This window comes from Microseira sp. BLCC-F43 (genome assembly GCF_041929235.1).
Classification (GTDB): domain Bacteria; phylum Cyanobacteriota; class Cyanobacteriia; order Cyanobacteriales; family Aerosakkonemataceae; genus Microseira.
Map to the genome: position 1 here is coordinate 1 of NZ_JBHFNP010000272.1, position 20,796 is coordinate 20,796.

Consider the following 20,796-nt stretch of genomic DNA (forward strand, 5'->3'; position numbering starts at 1 on the left):
AGAACCGAAGAAGTTACGAAGGGGAGAACCGAAGAAGTTACGAAGGGGAGAACCGAAGAAGTTACGAAGGGGAGAACCGAAGAAGTTAAAGTCCCCCTTTTTAAGGGGGATTTAGGGGGATCTGTTACAGATTGAAGGGAAAACGGTCTAATGGGATTATCTGTGCTATCGCATCCATCTCATACCAAATCCGGATCGACAACCCCTCTTATCTTCCTCTTCTTCTTCTTGGCGTTCTACCCTACGGGAAGCCGCTGCGCGTCTATGGCGTCTTGGCGGTTCATTTAAAAAGGGGGTTATGGAAGGAGATTTTGAAAACTACACCCAAACTAACCCCGATACTGAATCCGATAAATCCGGTTATTCGTATCATCGGTTAATAGTAAACTACCATCAGATAAAGTTTGCAAACCTGTAGGTCTTGCCCAAGTCGTCGGCACAGATGGATTTACCAGAAAACCCGTCAGAAAATCTTGGTAATAACCTAAAGGACGACCATCGGCACTAAAAGGTGCAAAGGCAATTTTATAACCCGTTCCTCGATCCCGATTCCAAGAACCTCGAAACGCAACAAACGCACCATTGCGATACTCTTGCGGGAAAGTTTGACCGTCATAAAATTGCAGTCCCAAAGGTGCTGAATGCGCTTGGAACAATACATCAGGCGTTTTAGTACTTGCTGCTAAATCCGGACGTTCGCTTTGTCCGTTAACTGTGCGACGGGGATCGAGTTTATTGGGTGCAAGATAAGTATAAGGCCAACCATAAAATTCGCCTGAACTTAAACTTGTGAGGAAGTCTGGAACCAAGTCATCGCCTAATCCATCCCGTTCGTTGACGACAGTATAAAGTTTGCCGGTAATCGGATTAATATCGAGTCCCGTCGGGTTTCTTAACCCCGAAGCAAAAGTTTGGCGATTCGACCCGTCCAGGTTCATCACAATTACTGAAGCGCGCGGTGCCGGTTCTGGATCGACATTAGATAAAGACCCAATTGAGACATATAATTTCTGTCCATCTGGAGAAACGGCAAGGTTGCGCGTCCAGTGTCCGCCGCTGGGTAGGTCGGCAATTTTTTCCCCCGTTCCTGTTATTTGTAATTCTCCGTTGCTGTAGGGAAACCGCACCACAGCATTCGTATTGCCAAGATAGAAATATCCCCCTGCGAATGCCATGCCAAACGGTAAATTTAACCCATTTTCTGGACCGGCGAAAGTAGTCCGAATATCGGCGACGCCATCCCCGTTGGTATCCCGCAGCAAGCGAATGCGATTTTCTGGCGTTTCGGTTACTAATACATCGCCAGTGGGGGTTGTTGCTAACCAGCGAGGTTTGTCTAATCCGGCGGCAAAAACGTTAACTTGAAAACCGGGTGGGACTTGCAAAACGGGGTTTTCTGGAATCGGAATTACTTGGGCGGGTTTGGCAACGCTGGGAGTTTGGAAAGGTGGGGGTAATGAATCAAGAGTAATATTAATTGGGGTGGAAGATAGGGTTTCGGTTCGCACAATGCTGCTATCTAGAGGGATGGCAGATAGCAGGTTGTTAACCGCATCGCCTTCGGTGGTGAGTAAGGTATCAACAGAGATGAAGCGATCGCTTCCTATTTGATTTGGCAATACTCCTTCCACCCAAGCCAAAATTGCACCCGATGCCCTAATTTTAATCAGCGTATCTCCCATACCGGGACCGAGAGAACCGGGTTCTAAAGCAAGATCCGCTGCGGTTAATCCTCCAGTCAGTCCAATTCGATCCAACCCATTATTAAACTCGCTGATAATATCCGCACTAGCGGCATCATTTACACCTGTATCGGTTCGCAATACTAGGGTATCTTCCCCAGCACCGCCGATTAAAGTATCCCTACCAAAGTCGCCGATTAAAATATCATTTCCTTCTAAACCTGTCAGCAAGTCATCGCCTTTCCCACCCCGCAACGAGTCGTTTCCTTTATCTCCAGAAAGGACATCGTTTCCTTGGTTACCAGAAAGGTAGTCGTCATCTTGACTGCCGAAAACAGTATCCGCACCATCGTCACCAAATAATAGATCCCTACCTTGGTTTCCGATTAAGAGATCTTCGTTCTTACCGCCAAATAGCGCATCGTTTCCCGCCGCACCCATTAAGGTATCGTTACCTTGATTGCCGTAGATAATTTCAGGCGCAGCAGATCCGACGATGCGATCGCTTCCCTCCAACCCACGCAATCCCAATGGCAGTCCAGCCAGAAATCCTACCGTTAACTGAAAATTATCGGCGTTGGTAGTAAGGTCGTAAAAACCATCGGTACTTGCGCCATTCATGGCTATTTCCTCGCTCCAAGTTACCAATTATTTTACCATTTTGTGAACTATTGGTACACAAATTGCGCCAAACCCACGTCAACTACCTACAGCGAGGTATTGCTACCATTGTCGGCGCGAGCGCTCGAATTTTGCAGCGATGCGGATACCTTCAGCAACTCTTTCTCAGTTTTCACTTGAGAAATTGTAATTTCCAGGGCACTTAAGTTATATTTGAGTAGATCTACTTGAGCAGTTTGCAAATCCAAAATAATTTTTAGACAAGCAGCACTATCGGCATCGGCTTTTTGCCGGATAGACCATTCTTTTACTTGAGCTTCATCGCGATTTTGCGCGGATATCCGAGCGCGTCGTTGCCAGTTGTTGGCTAAAGATTGAGCTAAGTAAAATTGTTTTCGAGTATTATTTTCAGCAGTAGTAGCTTGAGTAGTGCAGGCACGGATATAAACTAAATCTGACTGCATTTGCGATATCAGCCACTCCAAACGTTGAATTTGTGCGGAATTAGGTAGGTCGAAATTTGTCAGGATTTCCAATTGTTGCCACCTCGCTTTCAATGCTGATTCAATTTGCTGAATACCTTTGGCATTTATTAGTGCCGCGAGTAATTCTTTTTGGATTTTAATTTCTGAAAGTTTGACTTCCAATTCAATGATGTTTTGTTTAAGCGTATCTAACAAAAGCAATTGCCAATCCAAACTAAATCTCAGCGAAGCCGCAATACTGGCGTTCGCTTTCTGCCGGTATAAAGCTTCTTTAGCTAAATTTTCATGGCCTTTTTGCAAGGCAATTTGAGCGCGCGTTTCCCAGTTATTAGCTATCGATTGAGCAAAGTTATACTGTTTTTCGGTATGCTTTTGAGTAGTAAAAGCCTTAGCCATTGCCTGACGCATCTGCACCAATTCTGACTGCATTTGAGCAAGACTCGATTCTAATTGTTGAATTTGCTCGTCAGTTGGTTGTTGGTAACCCGTCAGGGTTTCCAACTTTTGCAAACAAGCTGCAAACGCTGTTTCTAATTGATCGTAGGTGTAGAGATCTATCAATTCCGCCAGTAGGGGCGACTTTAACGAAATATCTAGTGCCTCGCCACACTGGTCGGTAACACCCGCCGCTACAGTTCCTGGCACGATTAAATCTGGCAAGGAGTTTTCTTCCATCGCATGTTGTAAATCGAGTTCCATATGATTTGGGATAATTTTAGTTTTTTCTGTTGTGAAAAAATATCCTGGTTGGTTTCGCACCCATTTTTGTCAGATCCCGCCTCTTGCTGCTGCGACAGTCTGTCGCGCAAAAGGTTAATATCCAGACTGGGGATGCGATCGCACAGTCCAAACGACTGTTGCCAAAGTCTGGTAGCACCTTCTGGGTGCGTATCGCGCTGTTCCACCTGTTGTTCCTGCATGACAATAAGGGAGCGATAGTACCTTCTCAACGTTTTTCGCGCTAAATTCGCCACGCCAGGAAATATGGCAAAAAATTCTTAATACGACCCGCCTGAAGCATACCTATTTAACTCAAGTTGGTAGTTATCTCTCGCAGCGTTGCTAATCGCTAATGGCTAATGGCTAAGGTCAGTAAAAATCCTATATTAGCAATTAGCAATTAGCCATTAGCAACGCGCTTGTTTATAACTAGCAAATTACGTTATTTAACAAACTTTATGCTATTTTTTCCCCCTGGGAAAGAGGCGTTCCAAACTCTCTTGCAGATGTTTATGAGGGTAAATGTCTGCCTTTTTGCTCCAAATGTAATCCAGAGTTTGTTGGTAACTCCAATCAGGATGCTTGTAAAAACAATAGGCAATGCTCGCAGAGCCACTCCTGCCAATACCTGCTCTACAATTGATTAACACCTTCTTTTTTCCATTCTTAACTTGTTCATCTATCCAGTTAACAGCTTCTAATAATACTTCATCACCGATAGGATGTTGCGATCCATCTAAAACTCCCAGTTTTTTAGATACGATGTTAGAATCAGATGGAAAAGTTAAATTAAATTCCGTAGCCAGGTTGAGGACAGCATCTATTCCAAGTTGCTCAGCTTGGGAAGCAGCTATAAAATTTCCCACATAAACATGTGGGAAAAACTCAACGTAACTTGCGCCTTGCGTCCATTTCATCAAGGGAGATGGAGGTTCAACTTTAAGATATCCATTCTGTTTAAACTCTCCTACCCATTGCCAACGATCGTCATCCTCAAGCCCGATTCTATAAGTAAATTGATAAAAACCTTCACTCGTAGGCATGAAACCACCTTGAAAGATGAACGTATCTTCTGCTTCTCTGGATTGGTAGTCAAAGTCTATGGTATGCCAATTTCCTTCGCTGTTTAGCTTGGTTAAAGCATTTGTCCAGATTTGTACTCTCAAGTTTTGGGGTGGATATTTGCTAGCTAATTTAATAGTAGCACCAAAATTCTCCAACATATAGAGAGTAATATCAGAATTGAGGGAAGGATTAACATCTTGGATTTGGACAAAGGGAAATTCACTATCGCGAGACATCTTTTTGAATCTACATATGAGGGATTAGGGATTTTTATATTATACTATTTGAGCGAAGGCAAAACTAAAAAACACTACAATTACCAAATATAAAAAATGATTCTTTCAGAACGGTTTACAGAAGCTCTCACCTATGCAACTAAGCTACACGCAAACCAAGTCCGCAAGGGTAGCGGGGTTCCCTACGTTGCACATTTGTTAGGGGTTGCCAGCATTGCCTTGGAATATGGGGCAAATGAAGAAGAAGCAATCGCTGCCCTCCTGCATGACGCAGTAGAAGATCAAGGCGGAGACCCCACGCGATCAGAAATTCGCCGTCGCTTCGGCGATACCGTCACCGCAATTGTAGATGGTTGCACCGACGCCGATACTACGCCCAAACCTCCCTGGCGACAACGCAAAGAAGCATACATTGCCCACATCCCCACTGCTTCCCCCTCGGTGCTGTTAGTTTCCGCAGCGGATAAATTGCATAATGCGCGCTCAATTTTAAGAGACTATAAAATATTGGGCGAATCGGTTTGGGAACGCTTCAAAGGTGGAAAAGACGGCACGCTGTGGTATTATCGCGCCCTAGTCGAGGCGTTTCGCGGGGCAAGTTCAATGCCGATTGTTGACGAGTTAGAGCAAGTGGTTTCAGAATTAGAAAATCAGGTAATGGGTAATGGGTAATCGCCAATTACCAATTAGCAATTAGCAATTAGCAATTAGCAAAAGGTTTTGATTTGGGTATTCGTCCGGAAGATATAAGAGTGATTGAACCGCAGAGACGCAGAGAACGCAGAGAAGAGGAGGGAGAGTTAGAAGCTTCTGTTAAGGTTTTGGAACCTTTGGGAAGGGAGGTTTTGCTTCGGGTTGGGTTAGATGGGGTGGATGTTCAGATGAATGTTCAGGTGGGGGGAAGTTGGAGGGGGAAGGTTAGCGATCGCATTTCTATCCAATTCGATCTGGATCGGTTGTTTGTTTTTGACCCGACTACGGGTAATGTTTTGTATCCCGTTTAATATTATGTCCGCAACGATCGCAGAATTAGCTACATCGAACTCAGTTTAAGTCAATGAAACATATCGATCCGGAGCGAAGAAAAGCGCTTCTCGCTCGTAGAGAAGAGTTAAAGAAAAAGCTTTATCGTCAACAACAACGCGAGTCCCGAAAAGATTTGCTCAATCAACTTGATGAAAAGTTGGCTCAGTACAAGATTATTTGGGCAGAAGACTCGGTTGCCGATCCCATTTCCGCTTGGATAGGAGAAAGTTTTGCTGTCGCTTGGTGGGGACGAATAGATTGGACTCAGGTTCCAAATTGCGATCAAAGATATTGGAATATTAATCAATATTCCGATTTGCTCGCAACGTTTAAGCAGCTGCTCCTTGACCACCAGTTAGGAGATCCAATTGTGAGAGTAACCTGGGCTGATGCGAATTCGCTGAGCCTCGAACTCAGTCTGTCACTTGTGGCACAGTATGCGGAGTGGGTATTCGAAGAAGGCTGGGACACATGGATAATATGTCTCGAACAAAGCTGGTGTATAGAGTGTTATCACGAAGGTGAGCTTTGCTTCGGCTACTCACAGAAAAAGGTAAATTCAGGATTTAAGCACGAAATCAATCAGCCTATTTAAAAAGTTAACAACCTTCGCAATCGTTGCTTTACTGCTTAATAAATTTTATCTGCGTATCCTTCGGGAAGCCGCTTCGCGTCTTTATCTGCATTTATCTGCGGTTTTTAATCCAAGCTCTAGGACTTTTGCCAGAAGTCTACTGTTGCGCCTTAACGAGAAACCCGGTTTTTCCAAAAAACCGGGTTTCTCTATTGCCGCGTTAATACTAAACTACCTGTTTCGGCATATCCCAGGGGATTTCGTTTACCAAATCGCCAATGTTGTTGATACTTATTCAGGAAGTTTTGACCGATAATGCCGTCGATTCCTAGTAAGTTAAAAAGATTATTGTTTTCCAGAATTACGGTATCTAGTTGACTGGATTCGTATTGTTGTAAGCTGACTTTTTCTAATTTTATTTTCTTTCCTTTTTCGTTGCCGCAAAATCCCATAATGTCGATTTCTTCTGCTTTAGTTGCGTCTATTCCCAATTGTTGAACTAATCTTTTTGAGACTACAACTGTAGAAGCGCCCGTATCTAAAAGGAATGAAAATGTCCCCCTTCCGTTCACCCTAACTTGAGCGATGATACTGCCTAATTTACCTACTAAAGGAATTGCATTTTGTACTGGAGGCGAAGCGGGTAAAAGTTTGAGTTCCTGCTTTTTAGGATTTATTATTAGATCGTAATTGCTTAAAAAATCAAGTCCTAAAACTCCAGATAAATTGCCTGGAATAGATGTTTGGGGCAGTCCCATGCCAAGAATTCCTTCAACCTCCGCACCTGCTACTGTTAGAACGGGTAAGGGATGTAAGTTTACTTGTACGTTGGAGCAGTTATTTCCAACTACGGTATATTTGAACAGTTCGGTGGGAACGGGGGTGCTTTCTAGTTCTAATTGTTTGGCGATTTGACTATCGATAATTGAACCAGAAGCTCCTGTATCTAATAAAAAGGTTTTGGTTTGTCTGCCAATTTGGACGGGAAGGGTAAAAAGTTGGCTATCTGGTAGCAATTTTAGTGGAATGTTTGCTTGACCTTTAGCGACGGGTTGAGGGAAACTAACGCCGCTGAATTGGACAAAGGCGGTGAGGCGATCGCTGGCATCATCTCGGACGGTACCATCAGGATTGAGCAGCACCAAGTCAAACATACACTGGGTGGAAGCTGCTTGCAAAGCCGTCTCACTCAGTTGGTTAGGATTGGTAATTTTACCTTTGACGCATTCGACTACTTGTTGAAACAGTTGTTGACCGAGGTTTTCTGGTGCGGTTGAATTTCTGTTCTGGGTTGCTGGTTTTTGAGAGAGGATTGCAGGTATGCTAACCGCAGGTTGAAATAAACTAGACCCAACAAGGGTCAAAACAATACCTGCAATAAAAATTGCAGCAAAAAGCAGAGGTTTGAAGCGGCGTTTATTGTCTCTATCAAACAACACTTTTTCTCCTCCCTCTCGCTTTTTCTTCTTATCCAGCTTGTCTGGTTTGAAACTGTATCAGCTGACTTGGTGTAACCGCCCCATGTTCGGTAATGATAGCTGTAATTAAGTCGGCTGGGGTGACATCAAACGCGGGGTTATAAAATTCTGCCCCAAATGGAGTTAAGTTTACCTCGCCTACCTGATAAATTTCCGATGGATCTCGTTCTTCGATGGGAATTTCGCTGCCGTCGGGTAAGTCAAAATCAATTGTAGAAAGGGGTGCAGCGACGAAGAAAGGAATTTTATGGGCGTTGGCGACAATTGCCAAACTGTACGTGCCAATTTTATTGGCGGTATCGCCGTTAGCGGCAATTCTATCTGCGCCTACGACTACGGCGTGAATTAAACCTTGTTTCATGCAATGCGCCGCCATGTTATCAGAAATAACTGTAACGGGGATGCGTTCTTGTACGCATTCCCAGGCGGTGAGTTTAGCGCCTTGCAAGCGAGGGCGGGTTTCGTCGGCGTATACTTTGGCTAGACGACCTTCGCGCCATGCAGATCGCACTACCCCTAAAGCAGTGCCGTATCCGCCTGTGGCTAAGGCTCCGGCGTTGCAGTGGGTTAAGATTGTTAGCTGATGCGGGTCTTTGGGTAGAACTTCTAGACCGCGATCGCCTATCATCCTACAAATTTGGATATCGTCGGCGTTGATTTTTTGCGCTTTGGTGAGTAAAACGCTTTTGATGTAGCTTACCGATCCTAGAGTTTGGCGGGCGGTTTTGAGCATTTGCGCGATCGCCCAAAATAAATTTACCGCCGTCGGGCGCGTCGCCCCCAACACTTCGCCTACTTTTTCCAATTCGGCGATAAACTCTTCGCGATCGTCTGTTTCAATCTCCCGCGCCCCCAAGTACATCCCGTAAGCTGCGGCGACTCCTATTGCTGGCGCGCCTCGCACTATCATATTTTTGATCGCCTGCGCCATATCTTCATAACATTTAATTTCTACCATCGCGTACTCGTTGGGCAAGCGAGTTTGGTCGATGAGGAAAACGCGGTCTTCTTCCCAAACTACAGGGTAAACGTTGTTGGTGGGTTGCATATCTGTTGCTCTTTGTAGTCGTCAGTATATTAGTTTCTTATATTTTTGACAACATTCACCAAGATGATACCAGATGCGAAGCTAGATTTCATAATTTTGCTCTAGGGCAACTTTCCCAAAATATAACATTTGAATGAAGATTCTGGACTTTGCTACGCAACTAAAAATCCGCTCGATACTTTCAGGGGTTATAAAATATAGTGCTTTTTCTTTAAGTTCTTCTTCCCTGAGCGTTAAACATAAAAACATCTCTTAAACATTTTATTATTTTTACGCTTCAACTGCCTCTAAAATACCCACCAAAATGCTGACTAAACTCTCTAAATCATCAGGAACTTTAAATAAGTTTAGATCTTGGACAATCTGTTGTTGAGTGCGATCTATTTTGCCAAATTGCCAAACATTACCAATCGTTACGGCTCCATATAATATATCTTGTTCTTCACTTTGCGAAAGCGCAATTAACTCCATTGCTAGCGGAATGAATCCTCTGGTTAGGTCATCATTTTTAGCTTCAATAACTAGGAAATTGGTTTTTGACCGCAACAGATAATCCAAATTGCCTTTCAACCAGTTATTCACAACAAGGGGATATTCAATCCGCAGCTGACATTGGCAATAACGAACCACCTCCAGTATCACTGGAGATACTAAAGTTTCTCTTCTAGCTGTTTCATTACTCAAACTAATAAAGGGTAAGATTTCCTCTATGGTTTGCTTTAGTTGAGGCAGTCGATTTAGTTGCTGAGTTGTTTTAGGTAGAGATAAGCGCGATTTAATCAGCGAGTAATTCAACTCGGCTAGAATATCATCAGCTTCGTAGGGTAACTCGAAGTAGGAGCGAAAGGTATAGGACTGGTCTTCTTGTAAAATCTTTCTTTTAGACATAGATTTATCCATATCGTTCCATATCGTTCCAAGGTTCTACCTTGGAACGCCCTACTAGAGGCTCTGCCTCTATTCTAAGGCGGCAGAGCCGCCGCAAGGCATTTCCAGGCTCCCAGGATCGCTGTCTTGATAAATCACTTGCGATCGGTCTTTTTGACTTTATCTAGCATTATAGTAAGCAGCTGATCTCGCTCAAGGGAGGAGCCATCAAACCATGTGACCTGTCCGAAAGTATCATCAACAATTTTATTTCCCCCTTGATAGATGTGAACGTGAATACCTGTTTCTTGGGGCTGATAGCTAGTCCAGATAATAGCTGGGGTTGATGACCACACCTTTATTTTACAGTCCTGGTAGTTTCTCAGGTCAAGGGTGCGATCGCTCGCAACAAAATCTGAGTTCTTGGTGATATTGTCCGCTATTTCTTTGAGAGGGCTACTGATAATTGGTTCCTTAGACCAGTTAGAATCAACACCGCAATTACCACAAAAGTGCTTCTTGTGTGGGTTTTTAGCAAAATCTCCCAGGTCAAGGTGAGGATGTTGGCAAGTGTGACACTTCAGTGTTCCCAAAGGTAGCTTATTAATCAAGGCTTCTAGGTAGGCTAATGCAGAGGGAGGAGCAACGATAACTCTTTTAATTGAAATGTTTTTAAACAGCGGTGTGTCTTCTGATGAAGTTATTACTACAGCAGGGTAGCTGGTATAGATGCTCTTTTTACCCTGCGGCTGTAGTCTAGCGTGTACGTGAATGGCGACATCTTGTAAATCCGGCTCATCTGTAGTATTGATTGCAGTTGGCAACGCCGCCCAAATACCAATTCCTCCAGCATAATCATCAGGGTTAATCACTAGGGGATTTTTGGTATAATTCATCGGCTGGCTTGCATTCGAGCATCTAATATCCCCTTCATTTTGTACGGCCTGTTGCAAGTCGGCTTTTGTCCCCCAGTGTACTTGGTGAGTGCGACACCACCAGCGCTCCTTGCCATTGCGAAACTTGCCGCATGGAACGATGTCGCAGGGGAGTATTACGCCACAGCCACTATCTTCTTCTGGAAATTTTCCTTTAACTCTCTCGCTAAACGGTACCGCGTTACCCAACGTTCTGCCCTCCGCCCAAACAATAGCGAATTCTTCAGTCATGCTATTGAGCGGAGTTATGGGTTCTTCTACTCCCAAGTCTTTTATTTTTGTGATTTGACCACGCTTCTTTTGAGAGTTATAGCTTTCCTCAACCAGGGACAAATAAGTAACATTATTTTTGGTTTCTCGCTTAATAAGCATAAGTGTCCTTTTGCTCGTTTATTATCGTTACTGTGGTTTTTTATTATTCCTATTCTCGTTATCCTCGTTCCTCGTTCCAAGGTTCTACCTTGGAATGCCCCACTAGAGGCTCTGCCTCTATTCTAAGGCGGCAGAGCCGCCGTAAGGCATTTCCAGGTAGAACCTGGAAACGAGAAAAACAAGAGAAGCTAACTAACAACCGCTGGCTGTTGTTTAAAGAAAGCAGTGCGAATTTGGTCGGCAATTTGAGCGGGCATTAAGCGCAAATCTGCCTTCGATTCGTCTGGTTCGGCATGATCGACTAAAATATCGGGAATGCCAATCCGCTTCACGGGTACGACTACATCGTTATCTAACAAAGATTCAGCAACAGCTGAACCAAAACCGCCGATGACGCAACCTTCTTCTAAGGTGACAACTCGTCCAATTTGTTTCGCTAACGGCGCAATTAATTCAGTATCCAAAGGTTTAGCAAATCGGGCATTAACTACCGTTGCTTCAATTCCATGTTCGCTGAGAATTTCCGCCACTTGCATTGCCGGATATACCATTGTCCCGTAACCCAACAACAGTACATCATCGCCTTGACGCAGAATTTCGGCTTTCCCAATCGGTAATCCTTCCCATCCTTCTTCCATCAAGGGAACGCCGTAACCGTTGCCGCGCGGATACCGCATCGCAATCGGGCCAGCAGTATAATTAACCCCAGTCACGAGCATTTGTTGCAATTCGGCTTCATCTTTGGGTGCCATTAACACCATATTGGGAATGCAACGTAGATAGGCAATATCGTACATTCCTTGGTGCGTTGGGCCATCTGCGCCCACAATTCCCGCCCTGTCCAGACAGAAGAAAACGGGTAAATTTTGAATGCAGATATCGTGAATAATTTGGTCGTAGGCGCGTTGCAGGAATGTAGAATAAATTGCTACAACCGGGCGCATTCCTTCGCAGGCTAAACCAGCGGCGAGGGTAACGGCATGTTGTTCGGCAATGCCTACATCGATATATTGTTTGGGTAGTTTGGCTTGCAGTTTATCTAAACCAGTTCCCGTTGCCATTGCGGCGGTAATGCCGATAATTTTGGGGTTATTTTCGGCAAGTTTAACTAAAGTGTGGGCAAAGACTTTGGCGTAGGCGGGAGGTTTAGGTTTGCTAGAAGGAATCGCTTTTCCAGTTGCTAAATTAAACGGCGATTGGGCGTGGTACCCAACTTGGTCTTTTTCGGCAATTTCGTAGCCTTTTCCTTTGGTTGTTGCCACATGTAGCAAAACTGGTCCGGTAATTTTATGCGCTTGTTGGAATGTGGCAATTAATTCTTCTAAATTATGCCCGTCTACTGGACCGATGTAAGTAAAGCCGAGTTCTTCAAATACCGCCCCGACTTTTGGTACTGCTAGGCGCTTCATCCCTTCTTTTACCCGCGCCAATTCTGGGGATAAAGATTCGCCGACGAAGGGCAGGTGCTTGAACTGCTCTTCTAAATTATCGGTGATAAACTGCACCGGGTCGCTGAGGCGTATTTTGTTTAAATAGCGGGGAATTGCGCCAACGTTGGGCGAAATTGACATTTCGTTGTCGTTTAACACCACTAGCAGGTTGGTTTTGGGCAAGTGTCCCGCATGGTTAATCGCTTCTAGCGCCATACCGCCGGTTAAAGCACCGTCACCAATCACGGCGACGACTTTAAAGTTATCGCCTTTGGCGTCCCGCGCCAAGGCCATGCCCAAACCAGCAGAAATACTGGTGGAAGCATGTCCGGCACCAAAGTGGTCGAATTTGCTTTCGCAGCGTTTGAGATACCCGGCGATACCGTCTTTTTGCCGCAGGGTGTGGAAGCGATGGTAACGCCCGGTAATCATTTTATGGGGATACGCTTGGTGTCCCACGTCCCAGATGACTTTATCCCGGTCTAGGTCTAGAGTCTGGTAAAGTGCTAGTGTTAGTTCCACCACACCCAACCCAGGGCCGAGGTGACCGCCGCTGGTTGCTACGGTTTGTAAATGCTTCTCCCTCATCTGACGGGCAATTTGCTTAAGTTGATGTATCGACAGCCCGTGCAACTGGTTGGGATGGGTGACTTCACTCAAGTGCATGGCATTCTCTCTTGTTTATTGAGATTTTATTTACCTTTATTAATTTAATGGATTTGTTAGTTACTTCTTTGTAAGTAAATATTATTAATATTTAATATAGGTAATATTCCCGATCTATCTGAGGCCGATTCTCCTGCAAGCCTACCCACGAAGCGCTTTTCGTCGGGGCTGAGCCAAATCGAGCGCTCCCCTCCTCATTTGACAATTACAAATAAATATGATATATATAAGAATTTTTCTGTCCGGTGCGTTTACAGAGCGGATAAAAAAGTAGGTAGCGCCAACATAAGGAAAACGGTACAAGATGAAACTTTCTGGTCGAGCTGGGAAACTGGGTACAATTTTTCTCTTGTGGCTAAGTGCCACTAGCTCTGCGTTTGCACAAATCGTCCCCGATCGGACGCTGCCAAACAATACGGTTGTTATCCCCAACGGGAATAATTTTCAAATTGAAGGCGGTACTCAAACTGGCAACAGTTTGTTTCACAGTTTTGGGGAGTTTTCTGTCCCTACAGGCAGTGAGGCATTTTTTAACAATGGTTCAGGGATAGAAAATATCTTTAGCCGCGTCACGGGGGGAAACATTTCTAATATTGATGGATTAATTCGCGCTAACGGAAGCGCTAATTTATTTCTGCTTAATCCCAACGGCATTATTTTTGGTCCCAATGCCAGGTTAAATATCGGTGGTTCGTTTATCGGCAGTACCGCCAACAGCATTAGATTTGCCGATGGTAGTACTTTTTCGGCGACCAATCCCACCGCCCCACCTCTGCTAACAATTAATGTACCCATTGGCTTGCAATTTGGCTCAAATCCAGCCAGGGAAATTCAAGTGCAAGGGTCTAATATTGCCGTAGAAACTGGAAAAACTTTAGCACTGTTGGGAGGGAATATAACGATTTCTGGCAGCAACGATCCGCTGTATTCGGGTTTAACCGCTGGCGGAATTCCCCTAGCCATTGTTGATGGAAATATTGTGCCAACAACCCCAGGGGGACGGATTGAACTTTGGTCGGTTGTTAATGGTGAGTTGTCAGTTAATAATAATGGCAAACTGAGAATTGAAAATCGACAAGTAACGACCGAATTTGGCAATATTCAACTGTTAGGTGGGGCAAGGGTTGATACCAGCGGGACGGGTGGCGGTGCGATTCACGTCGAAGCGCGATCTTTGCGTTTAAGCGAAGGTGCGCGCCTGTCATCTTTTACCTTGGGTGGCCTCGTTGGAGAAAATATTACAGTTAATGCATCCGAGTCGGTAGAAATTATCGGCACTGGCGGATATGAGGAAACAGTCTTGCGATTTGTGACTGGAACCGTCACTCCCACCGACCTAAGAAACGGATTTTTTACCCTCAATTTTGGACCTGGTTTTGCAGGAGCTATTACAGTTAATACTCCGACTTTTCGGCTGCAAAATGGCGCTTATGTTGCCGCTAGCACCTTTGGTGATGCCGGGGAAAATGCAAATATCAAGGGGGGAGATGTCACAATCAATGCTACCAATTCTCTGGAAATGATCGCCGCTTTTATTGCTGCGGGTACGGCAGGGGGAAACGCCAGAAATTCTGGAAATTTGACAGTTAATACGAGCAGAGTTATAGCGCGAGATAACGGAATTCTGACAACAAGCAGTTTTGGCAATGGACGCGGTGGAGATATTACTATTAACGCTGCTGATTCGGTGGAAGTATACAGCGGCAACCCGATTTCTCTAGCAGCTATTTCCCCCGTTGCTAGTGCTTTTGGTGCTGTTTTTACTAGCGGATTTGGCACTGGAGATGCGGGAAAGTTGAACGTAAATACCAGGCGGTTAATTTTGGGTAGCGGTGCTGCTTTAGCAGCGAGTTCGTTTGGTGGAGGAGACGGCGGGGATATTACCATCAACGCCAGCGAGTCGGTGGAATTGGTGGGAACTACCCCCAATGGTCGGCGTTTTAGCGCTATCACTTCGCTGACGGAACTGGGATCTACGGGTAATGGGGGAAACTTGAGGATATATACCGATCGGTTAATTCTGCGAGATAAAGGAAGAGTGAGCATTCGCGCCCAGGGAACGGGGGATGCAGGAAATTTAGAAGTCGTGGCTAATGCCATTTTGATGGACAATGAAGGGGGTTTGGAGGGAACATCAGAAACGGGTGTAGGAGGGAATTTTACCGTGCGATCGCGCTCGCTTGTCATGCGCCGCCACAGCTTTATCTCCGCTACTGCTGGCGATTTAGGCGGAAAGGGAAACGGCGGCAATATTACTATCAATACAGATACCCTAGCTGCTTTAGAAAATAGCGACATCACCGCTAATTCTGTAGCTAGTCTTGGGGGAAATGTGAATATTACTGCCCAAGGTATTTTCGGCGCTCAAGTCCAGCAACGAATCACCCCACAAAGCGACATTACCGCTACTGGAGGGACTCCTGCTTTAAGCGGTACGGTACAAATCAACACCCCCAATCTCGATCCCGCTGCTACCATAGTCCAACTGCCGGAAAATTTCGCCGACCCCAGCAATCAAATTGTCGCTGGATGTGCCGCCGATCGGGGTAATCGTTTTGTCGTTACTGGACGCGGCGGGTTACCTTCAGACCCCTCTCAAACTCTCAGAGGTCGCGCTGTTTGGCGGGATATTCGTCCGGTGTCCTCTGTCGGTCGTTCCAGTACAACCCAGACGCGACAAACGACAACTCATAACCAACCAATTATTGAGGCAACGGGATGGGTAATTAATCGAAATGGTCAAGTAGAACTTGTAGCGAATGCACCTCAAGATTCCTGGTATAGAACAGTTAATTGTACCGATAGATAAAGCCTCGTCAAGCGAGAGGGAAAGGGAAGAAAGTAAATTTATCAGGACTTACGCCAGACCTTGCCATCACCTTTGTTTCTTACTATATCTGTAGTTTTTTCTGGCTCAACGATTTTTCAGAGAAACTTTGGTGTTTGCCTAAGTTCTCAATTTGGTTCTCATAAAAACCTCTTCCCCTTCTTGGTACAGCTCGAATAGCGGTAATTGAGCAAGTCAGCAACGCTTATACCCCTAGCTGACCAGACTATCCGTTTAGGGCAAGAGTTAAAGACCCAATCGACGGATGCTTGCTAGTCCTGAACTCTAGAACCTCACGATTAAACAGCCTTATGGGTTAAACCAGTGTCGTTTGAATAGTACCGACCCTAAACAAAAGCGCGCGCAAACTTTACCTGTAAAAAGGATGCAGCAATGCAAAATTACGTATTCGTTGTTGAGCAAAACTTTCAACCTCTCAACCCAGTCCCTCCAGCACGATTGAGGGAATTGTTGACAAAACAAAAAGCCGCTGTTTTCAGAATGTATCGTTTTACAATCATTGCGAAACACGCAGTTTTGACCCCAGCACCAAAGCCGTTAACCATCAAACTAGACCCTGGTAGCAGATTTACTGGAATCGCAATCGGTGATGATAACAAAGTTATCTGGGCGGCCGAGTTAGAGCATCGAGGATGGCAAATAAAAGACTCTTTGGAATCTAGGCGGTCATTACGTCGTAGTCGTCGTAACCGTAACACTCTGTATCGTCAACCACGCTTTGATAATCGCAAACGCCAAGAAGGATGGCTACCTCCATCGTTGATGCATCCTGTTCTCACTGTTGAGACTTGGGTAAAACGGCTTTGTCAGTATGCACCCATTACTCAAATATCTATGGAGTTGGTGAAGTTCGACACTCAAAAACTTCAAAATCCAGAAATTGATGGTGTTAAGTATCAACAAGGTGAACTTGCTGGGTATGAGGTACGGCAGTACCTCTTAGAGAAGTGGGGTCGCAAATGCGCTTACTGCGATAAACCAGATATCCCGTTGCAAATCGAAGACATTTACCCACGTGCCGGTGGCAGCAACCGAGTTTCTAACCTTACCCTCAGTTGTGAAAAGTGCAACTTAAAAAAAGCAACTAAGTTGGTTGACGAGTTCTGGAAAACCGACAGCGCTAGGTTGGAGAAGATTAAACGTCAAGCAACAGCCTCATTGAAGGATGCGACTGCTGTTAACTCTACTCGGTGGGCATTGTTCCATACATTGGAAGGCATCTTGCCCACAAGGACAGGGACGGGAGGACAAACTAAGTACAACCGAACAAGATTTGAACTACCCAAGCTCTCCAACATTGACAGCATAAAGTTACTAACTCGGCAACGATTGCGAATTAAGTGTACTGGGTGGGGAACTGGCAAAATGTGCGGTACTGACCGCTACGGCTTTCCTACTCGTCACCGCCAACGCCAGCAGGTTCATTTTGGTTTCAGAACTGGCGATATTGTCAAAGCTGTTGTACTTTCCGTGAAAAAAAGTAGGCGAGTATGTTGGACGTTTACTCTGTCGTAAAACTGGAAGCTTTGATATTGCCACGTCCAGAGGTCGCGTTGCTGGCGTTAGTCACAGATTTTGTACACCAATTCATCAAAAGGATGGCTACTCCTATGGCTTTTAACATATCCCCCCAGTCGTGTTTCCTCCCTGGTCTTTTGACACAGGGCTTCCACACTCCCACGGAGGTCTAGGTGATAACAAAAATTATTTCGCCTTTAAAATCCCTTCATTCCAGCGTTTGGTTAGCTTTGCTGACCCTGTTTTTTGTTATAACTGTATTTCCCGCAGCCAGCTTTGATTTTAAATTGGGTCATAGTCAAAAATATAACCAATCGCTTACTACTCACTCTTTTAATCCAAAATATGCTTTCCCAGGTAGGAACCTGGGAACGAGCAAAATCCAGAATAATGCTTTAATTGTTTTAGAACAAGGCAGAACGCTTTACGAGGCGGGACGGTTTTCTGAGGCGGCTGCTGTTTGGCAACAAGCTGTTAAAGAATTGGCAGCACAAGGCGAAGTCTTCCATCTCGCTGTTACCCTCACTTACCTATCTAACGTCTATCAAGAGTTGGGACAGTGGGAACAAGCAAGTGAAACAATTGCCAAAAGTTTGAACTTGATCCAATCGGGGGATAGAACTGGAATCCCAACGCTAATTTTGGCGCAAGCACTCAATACCCAAGCGAGTCTCCAACTCGCACTCGGACAAACTGAAGCTGCTCTCAATACTTGGCAATTAGCCGAAAAAGCTTATACTCAAGCACAAGATGAAACTGGCATACTCGGCAGTCAAATTAACCAAGCTCAAGCGCTGCAAATTTTGGGACTGTACCGACGCGCTCAGGCTATTTTAGAACAAGTCAATCAAAAGCTGCTCGCCTCACCCGATTCCCTGCTAAAAGCTACCGGATTGCGGAGTTTGGGTATCGCTTTGCAAGTTACCGGAGACTTGGAGCGAAGTCAAAAAATTCTCCAGCAAAGTTTGGCGATTGCATCTAAGCTCAACTCTCCCGCCGATATTAGTGCCGCCTATTTCGCCTTGGGCAATACCGCTAGAATCTCACCCGCTCCTAAATTAGCCTTGGAATTATACCAGAAAGCCGCAGAAAATGCAACTAACTCGCTGGCTAAACTGGAAGCCTTACTCAACCAATTAAGCCTCCTAGTACAAACTAAACAGCAAGCAACAGCGAGAGCCTTGTTACCCACTATACAAGCGGAATTAGCCAAACTATCTCCCAGTAGAGATGCGATTTACGCTCAAGTAAACTATGCCCAAAGCCTGATCGAACTAGAGAAAAACAATCAATTACCAACTCCCAATTCCCAAGAAATTGCCAAAATTTTAGCCGTTGCAGTGCAACAGGCGATCTCGCTTAACGATCCCAAAGCCGAATCTTATGCACTGATTGAGCTAGGAAAGTTGTACGAACTTTCCCAGCAGTGGGTAGAGGCGGAAAACTTAACGCAGCAAGCGTTACTAATTGCCCAAAAAATTAGAGCCGATGATATTGTGGCGCGCACTCAGGCGCAACTAGGGCAGATTTTTAAACAGCGGGGAGATTTGCAGCGTGCGATCGCATCCTACACCGAAGCCGTTAAAACCTTCCAATCCCTCCGCAGCGACTTAGTAGCTGTTAATTCCGACGTACAATTCTCGTTTCGCGATAGCGTAGAACCCGTTTACCGCGAGTTAGTCGGATTGCTATTGCAGTTTAATCCCTCCCAAGAAAACATCCAGCAAGCTCGTCAACTCCTGGAAGCGCTGCAACTAGCCGAATTGGAGAATTTTTTCCGGGAAGCTTGTTTGAGAGCCAAACCGCAGCAAATTGACCAAATCGATCCCACCGCAGCCGTCTTCTATCCGATTATTTTAAAAGACCGCTTAGAAGTTATCGTCTCCCTACCAGGAGAATCTTTGCGCCGCTACACGAGCGAACTACCCCAAAGCGAAATAGAAAAGGCCATCGATGAGTTGCTAGAATCCCTCAACCCATTTTTCTCTTCTCGCGATCGCTTGCGCGTTTCCCAGAAAATTTATGACTGGCTGATCCGACCAATTGAAGCCGAACTAGCTGGGAGTCAGGTAAAAACACTAGTATTCATTTTAGATGGTTCTCTACGTAATTTACCGATGGCGGCGCTACACAACGGTCAGTATTATCTGATAGAAAAATATAATATCGCAGTGACACCGGGTTTGCAGTTGTTGGAGGCGCGCGCGCTGGCTCAAGCACAGCTCAAAGTCTTAACAGCCGGACTCACCGAAGCCCGTCAAGGCTTTGCAGCACTGCCAGGAGTCAAACTGGAAGTCGAACAAATTGCTGCTGAGTTGCCGGCTAGAACCTTCCTAGATCGGGAATTTACGGAAAAAAATTTGCAAAAACAAATCCAAGCGACTTCTTTTCCTATAATTCACCTAGCCACTCACGGTCAGTTTAGTTCCAATCCAGAACAAACCTTTATTCTCACTTGGGATGAAAAAATTAAAGTCAAAGAATTTGAAGATTTATTGCGGTTTAGAGAACAAGGCAATGCCAATCCGATTGAATTGCTCGTTCTCAGTGCCTGTCAAACCGCCGCTGGCGACAAGCGAGCTGCATTGGGATTGGCAGGCGTGGCGGTGCGCTCTGGTGCCCGCAGTACCCTGGCAACTCTGTGGTCGGTGAAAGACGAATCCACCGCCCAACTGATGTCGGAATTTTACCAGGAACTATCCAAAGGAGTCCGCAAAGCCGAAGCGCTTCGCACCGCACAGCTCAACCTGCTCAAGCAAACTAAGTACCAGCATCCCTTTTACTGGGCACCCTTTGTTTTAGTGGGAAATTGGCTGTGAAGGCGTCTGTTCAAATGCCATGAAGGCGAGCCAGAAGCGGAAGATAAGGGAAATCAATTTCCTGCCCTAACCGACTTTTCCGACTTTTCCTACTTTTCTCACGTTCGTATCAGGAAAGATGCCGTGAAAAATCAGCGTTACCAGCAGCGAGCTAGACAGAGGCTCTTGGCGTGAAGTGTTGACTGTAAGGACTGAATCGATCAGAGACGCCATATTATCCAAGCAAAAATTAAATCGTAAAAAGTCACAAATAATTCATGAATTTTTGACGGATCCGTATTAATATAGATTTAGGAATTGTAACGGAGAAGGGGGGCTCGATAAGATGAAGATATGATGAAGGAGCAACGACTTATATGAAGATATAATGAAGATTATAATTTTTTTACATCCCATCCCATACCAC

The 20,796-nt window shown here is 45.2% G+C and carries 15 protein-coding genes and 1 pseudogene; 6 read left to right on the forward strand and 10 right to left on the reverse strand.

What is annotated here, in order from left to right:
- Nucleotides 1–329: 329 nt before the first annotated feature.
- The 4 genes from ACE1CM_RS35630 to ACE1CM_RS35645 form a co-directional block, all read right to left on the reverse strand.
- A complete protein-coding gene (locus tag ACE1CM_RS35630) occupies nucleotides 330–2,303 on the reverse strand; it encodes a PQQ-dependent sugar dehydrogenase (protein WP_374883641.1) in 1,974 nt (657 codons plus the stop codon).
- A gap of 86 nt (nucleotides 2,304–2,389) precedes the next feature.
- Nucleotides 2,390–3,487, reverse strand: a complete 1,098-nt coding sequence (locus ACE1CM_RS35635) for a PspA/IM30 family protein (protein WP_374883642.1) — start codon at nucleotides 3,485–3,487, stop codon at nucleotides 2,390–2,392.
- Nucleotides 3,436–3,708 (reverse strand): hypothetical protein, encoded by a 273-nt coding sequence (locus tag ACE1CM_RS35640; RefSeq protein WP_374883643.1) that lies wholly within the window; start codon nucleotides 3,706–3,708, stop codon nucleotides 3,436–3,438. Before ACE1CM_RS35640 ends, ACE1CM_RS35635 begins: the two co-directional genes overlap by 52 nt.
- A gap of 261 nt (nucleotides 3,709–3,969) precedes the next feature.
- Complete coding sequence (locus ACE1CM_RS35645) at nucleotides 3,970–4,809, reverse strand: dual specificity protein phosphatase family protein (RefSeq protein WP_374883644.1); 840 nt, start codon at nucleotides 4,807–4,809, stop codon at nucleotides 3,970–3,972.
- 96 nt (nucleotides 4,810–4,905) lie between these two features.
- Between ACE1CM_RS35645 and ACE1CM_RS35650 the strand changes: the two genes are divergently transcribed.
- From ACE1CM_RS35650 to ACE1CM_RS35660, 3 genes are read left to right on the forward strand one after another with little or no spacing between them, the layout of a single operon-like run.
- The gene (locus ACE1CM_RS35650) at nucleotides 4,906–5,481 is read left to right on the forward strand and encodes an HD domain-containing protein (RefSeq protein WP_374883646.1); all 576 of its coding nucleotides are present in this window, start codon (nucleotides 4,906–4,908) and stop codon (nucleotides 5,479–5,481) included.
- Between the two features lie 53 nt (nucleotides 5,482–5,534).
- A complete protein-coding gene (locus tag ACE1CM_RS35655; RefSeq protein WP_374883647.1) occupies nucleotides 5,535–5,813 on the forward strand; it encodes a TOBE domain-containing protein in 279 nt (92 codons plus the stop codon).
- A gap of 53 nt (nucleotides 5,814–5,866) precedes the next feature.
- The gene (locus ACE1CM_RS35660; RefSeq protein WP_374883648.1) at nucleotides 5,867–6,430 is read left to right on the forward strand and encodes a hypothetical protein; all 564 of its coding nucleotides are present in this window, start codon (nucleotides 5,867–5,869) and stop codon (nucleotides 6,428–6,430) included.
- A 188-nt stretch (nucleotides 6,431–6,618) separates the two neighbouring features.
- On the opposite strand, the gene ACE1CM_RS35665 is transcribed toward ACE1CM_RS35660, so the two are convergent.
- From ACE1CM_RS35665 to dxs, 5 genes are all read right to left on the reverse strand, one after another.
- On the reverse strand, nucleotides 6,619–7,845 hold the full coding sequence (locus ACE1CM_RS35665; protein ID WP_374883649.1) for a retropepsin-like aspartic protease: 1,227 nt from the start codon (nucleotides 7,843–7,845) through the stop codon (nucleotides 6,619–6,621).
- Nucleotides 7,846–7,876: 31 nt separating this feature from the next.
- A complete protein-coding gene (mtnA, locus tag ACE1CM_RS35670; protein WP_374883650.1) occupies nucleotides 7,877–8,935 on the reverse strand; it encodes an S-methyl-5-thioribose-1-phosphate isomerase in 1,059 nt (352 codons plus the stop codon).
- Nucleotides 8,936–9,205: 270 nt separating this feature from the next.
- Nucleotides 9,206–9,823, reverse strand: coding sequence for a hypothetical protein (locus tag ACE1CM_RS35675; protein WP_374883651.1), 618 nt, complete (start codon nucleotides 9,821–9,823; stop codon nucleotides 9,206–9,208).
- A 134-nt stretch (nucleotides 9,824–9,957) separates the two neighbouring features.
- Nucleotides 9,958–11,109: a hypothetical protein gene (locus ACE1CM_RS35680; protein ID WP_374883652.1), complete on the reverse strand. Its 1,152-nt coding sequence runs from the start codon at nucleotides 11,107–11,109 to the stop codon at nucleotides 9,958–9,960.
- Between the two features lie 188 nt (nucleotides 11,110–11,297).
- Nucleotides 11,298–13,205 carry a 1-deoxy-D-xylulose-5-phosphate synthase gene (gene dxs / locus ACE1CM_RS35685; RefSeq protein WP_374883653.1) on the reverse strand — a complete coding sequence of 636 codons (1,908 nt, stop codon included), beginning with the start codon at nucleotides 13,203–13,205 and terminating at the stop codon, nucleotides 11,298–11,300.
- Between the two features lie 304 nt (nucleotides 13,206–13,509).
- Between dxs and ACE1CM_RS35690 the strand changes: the two genes are divergently transcribed.
- The 3 genes and pseudogenes from ACE1CM_RS35690 (at nucleotide 13,510) to ACE1CM_RS35700 (ending at nucleotide 20,390) form a co-directional block, all read left to right on the forward strand.
- Entirely contained in the window at nucleotides 13,510–16,014 is a 2,505-nt protein-coding gene (locus tag ACE1CM_RS35690) for a filamentous hemagglutinin N-terminal domain-containing protein (protein WP_374883654.1), read from the forward strand.
- A gap of 411 nt (nucleotides 16,015–16,425) precedes the next feature.
- A pseudogene (iscB, locus tag ACE1CM_RS35695) lies at nucleotides 16,426–17,674 on the forward strand (RNA-guided endonuclease IscB).
- A 70-nt stretch (nucleotides 17,675–17,744) separates the two neighbouring features.
- A complete protein-coding gene (locus tag ACE1CM_RS35700; protein WP_374883656.1) occupies nucleotides 17,745–20,390 on the forward strand; it encodes a CHAT domain-containing protein in 2,646 nt (881 codons plus the stop codon).
- A 66-nt stretch (nucleotides 20,391–20,456) separates the two neighbouring features.
- Here the strand turns inward: ACE1CM_RS35700 and ACE1CM_RS35705 are convergent, their stop codons facing one another.
- Nucleotides 20,457–20,603, reverse strand: coding sequence for a hypothetical protein (locus ACE1CM_RS35705; RefSeq protein WP_374883658.1), 147 nt, complete (start codon nucleotides 20,601–20,603; stop codon nucleotides 20,457–20,459).
- Between the last annotated feature and the right edge of the window lie 193 nt (nucleotides 20,604–20,796).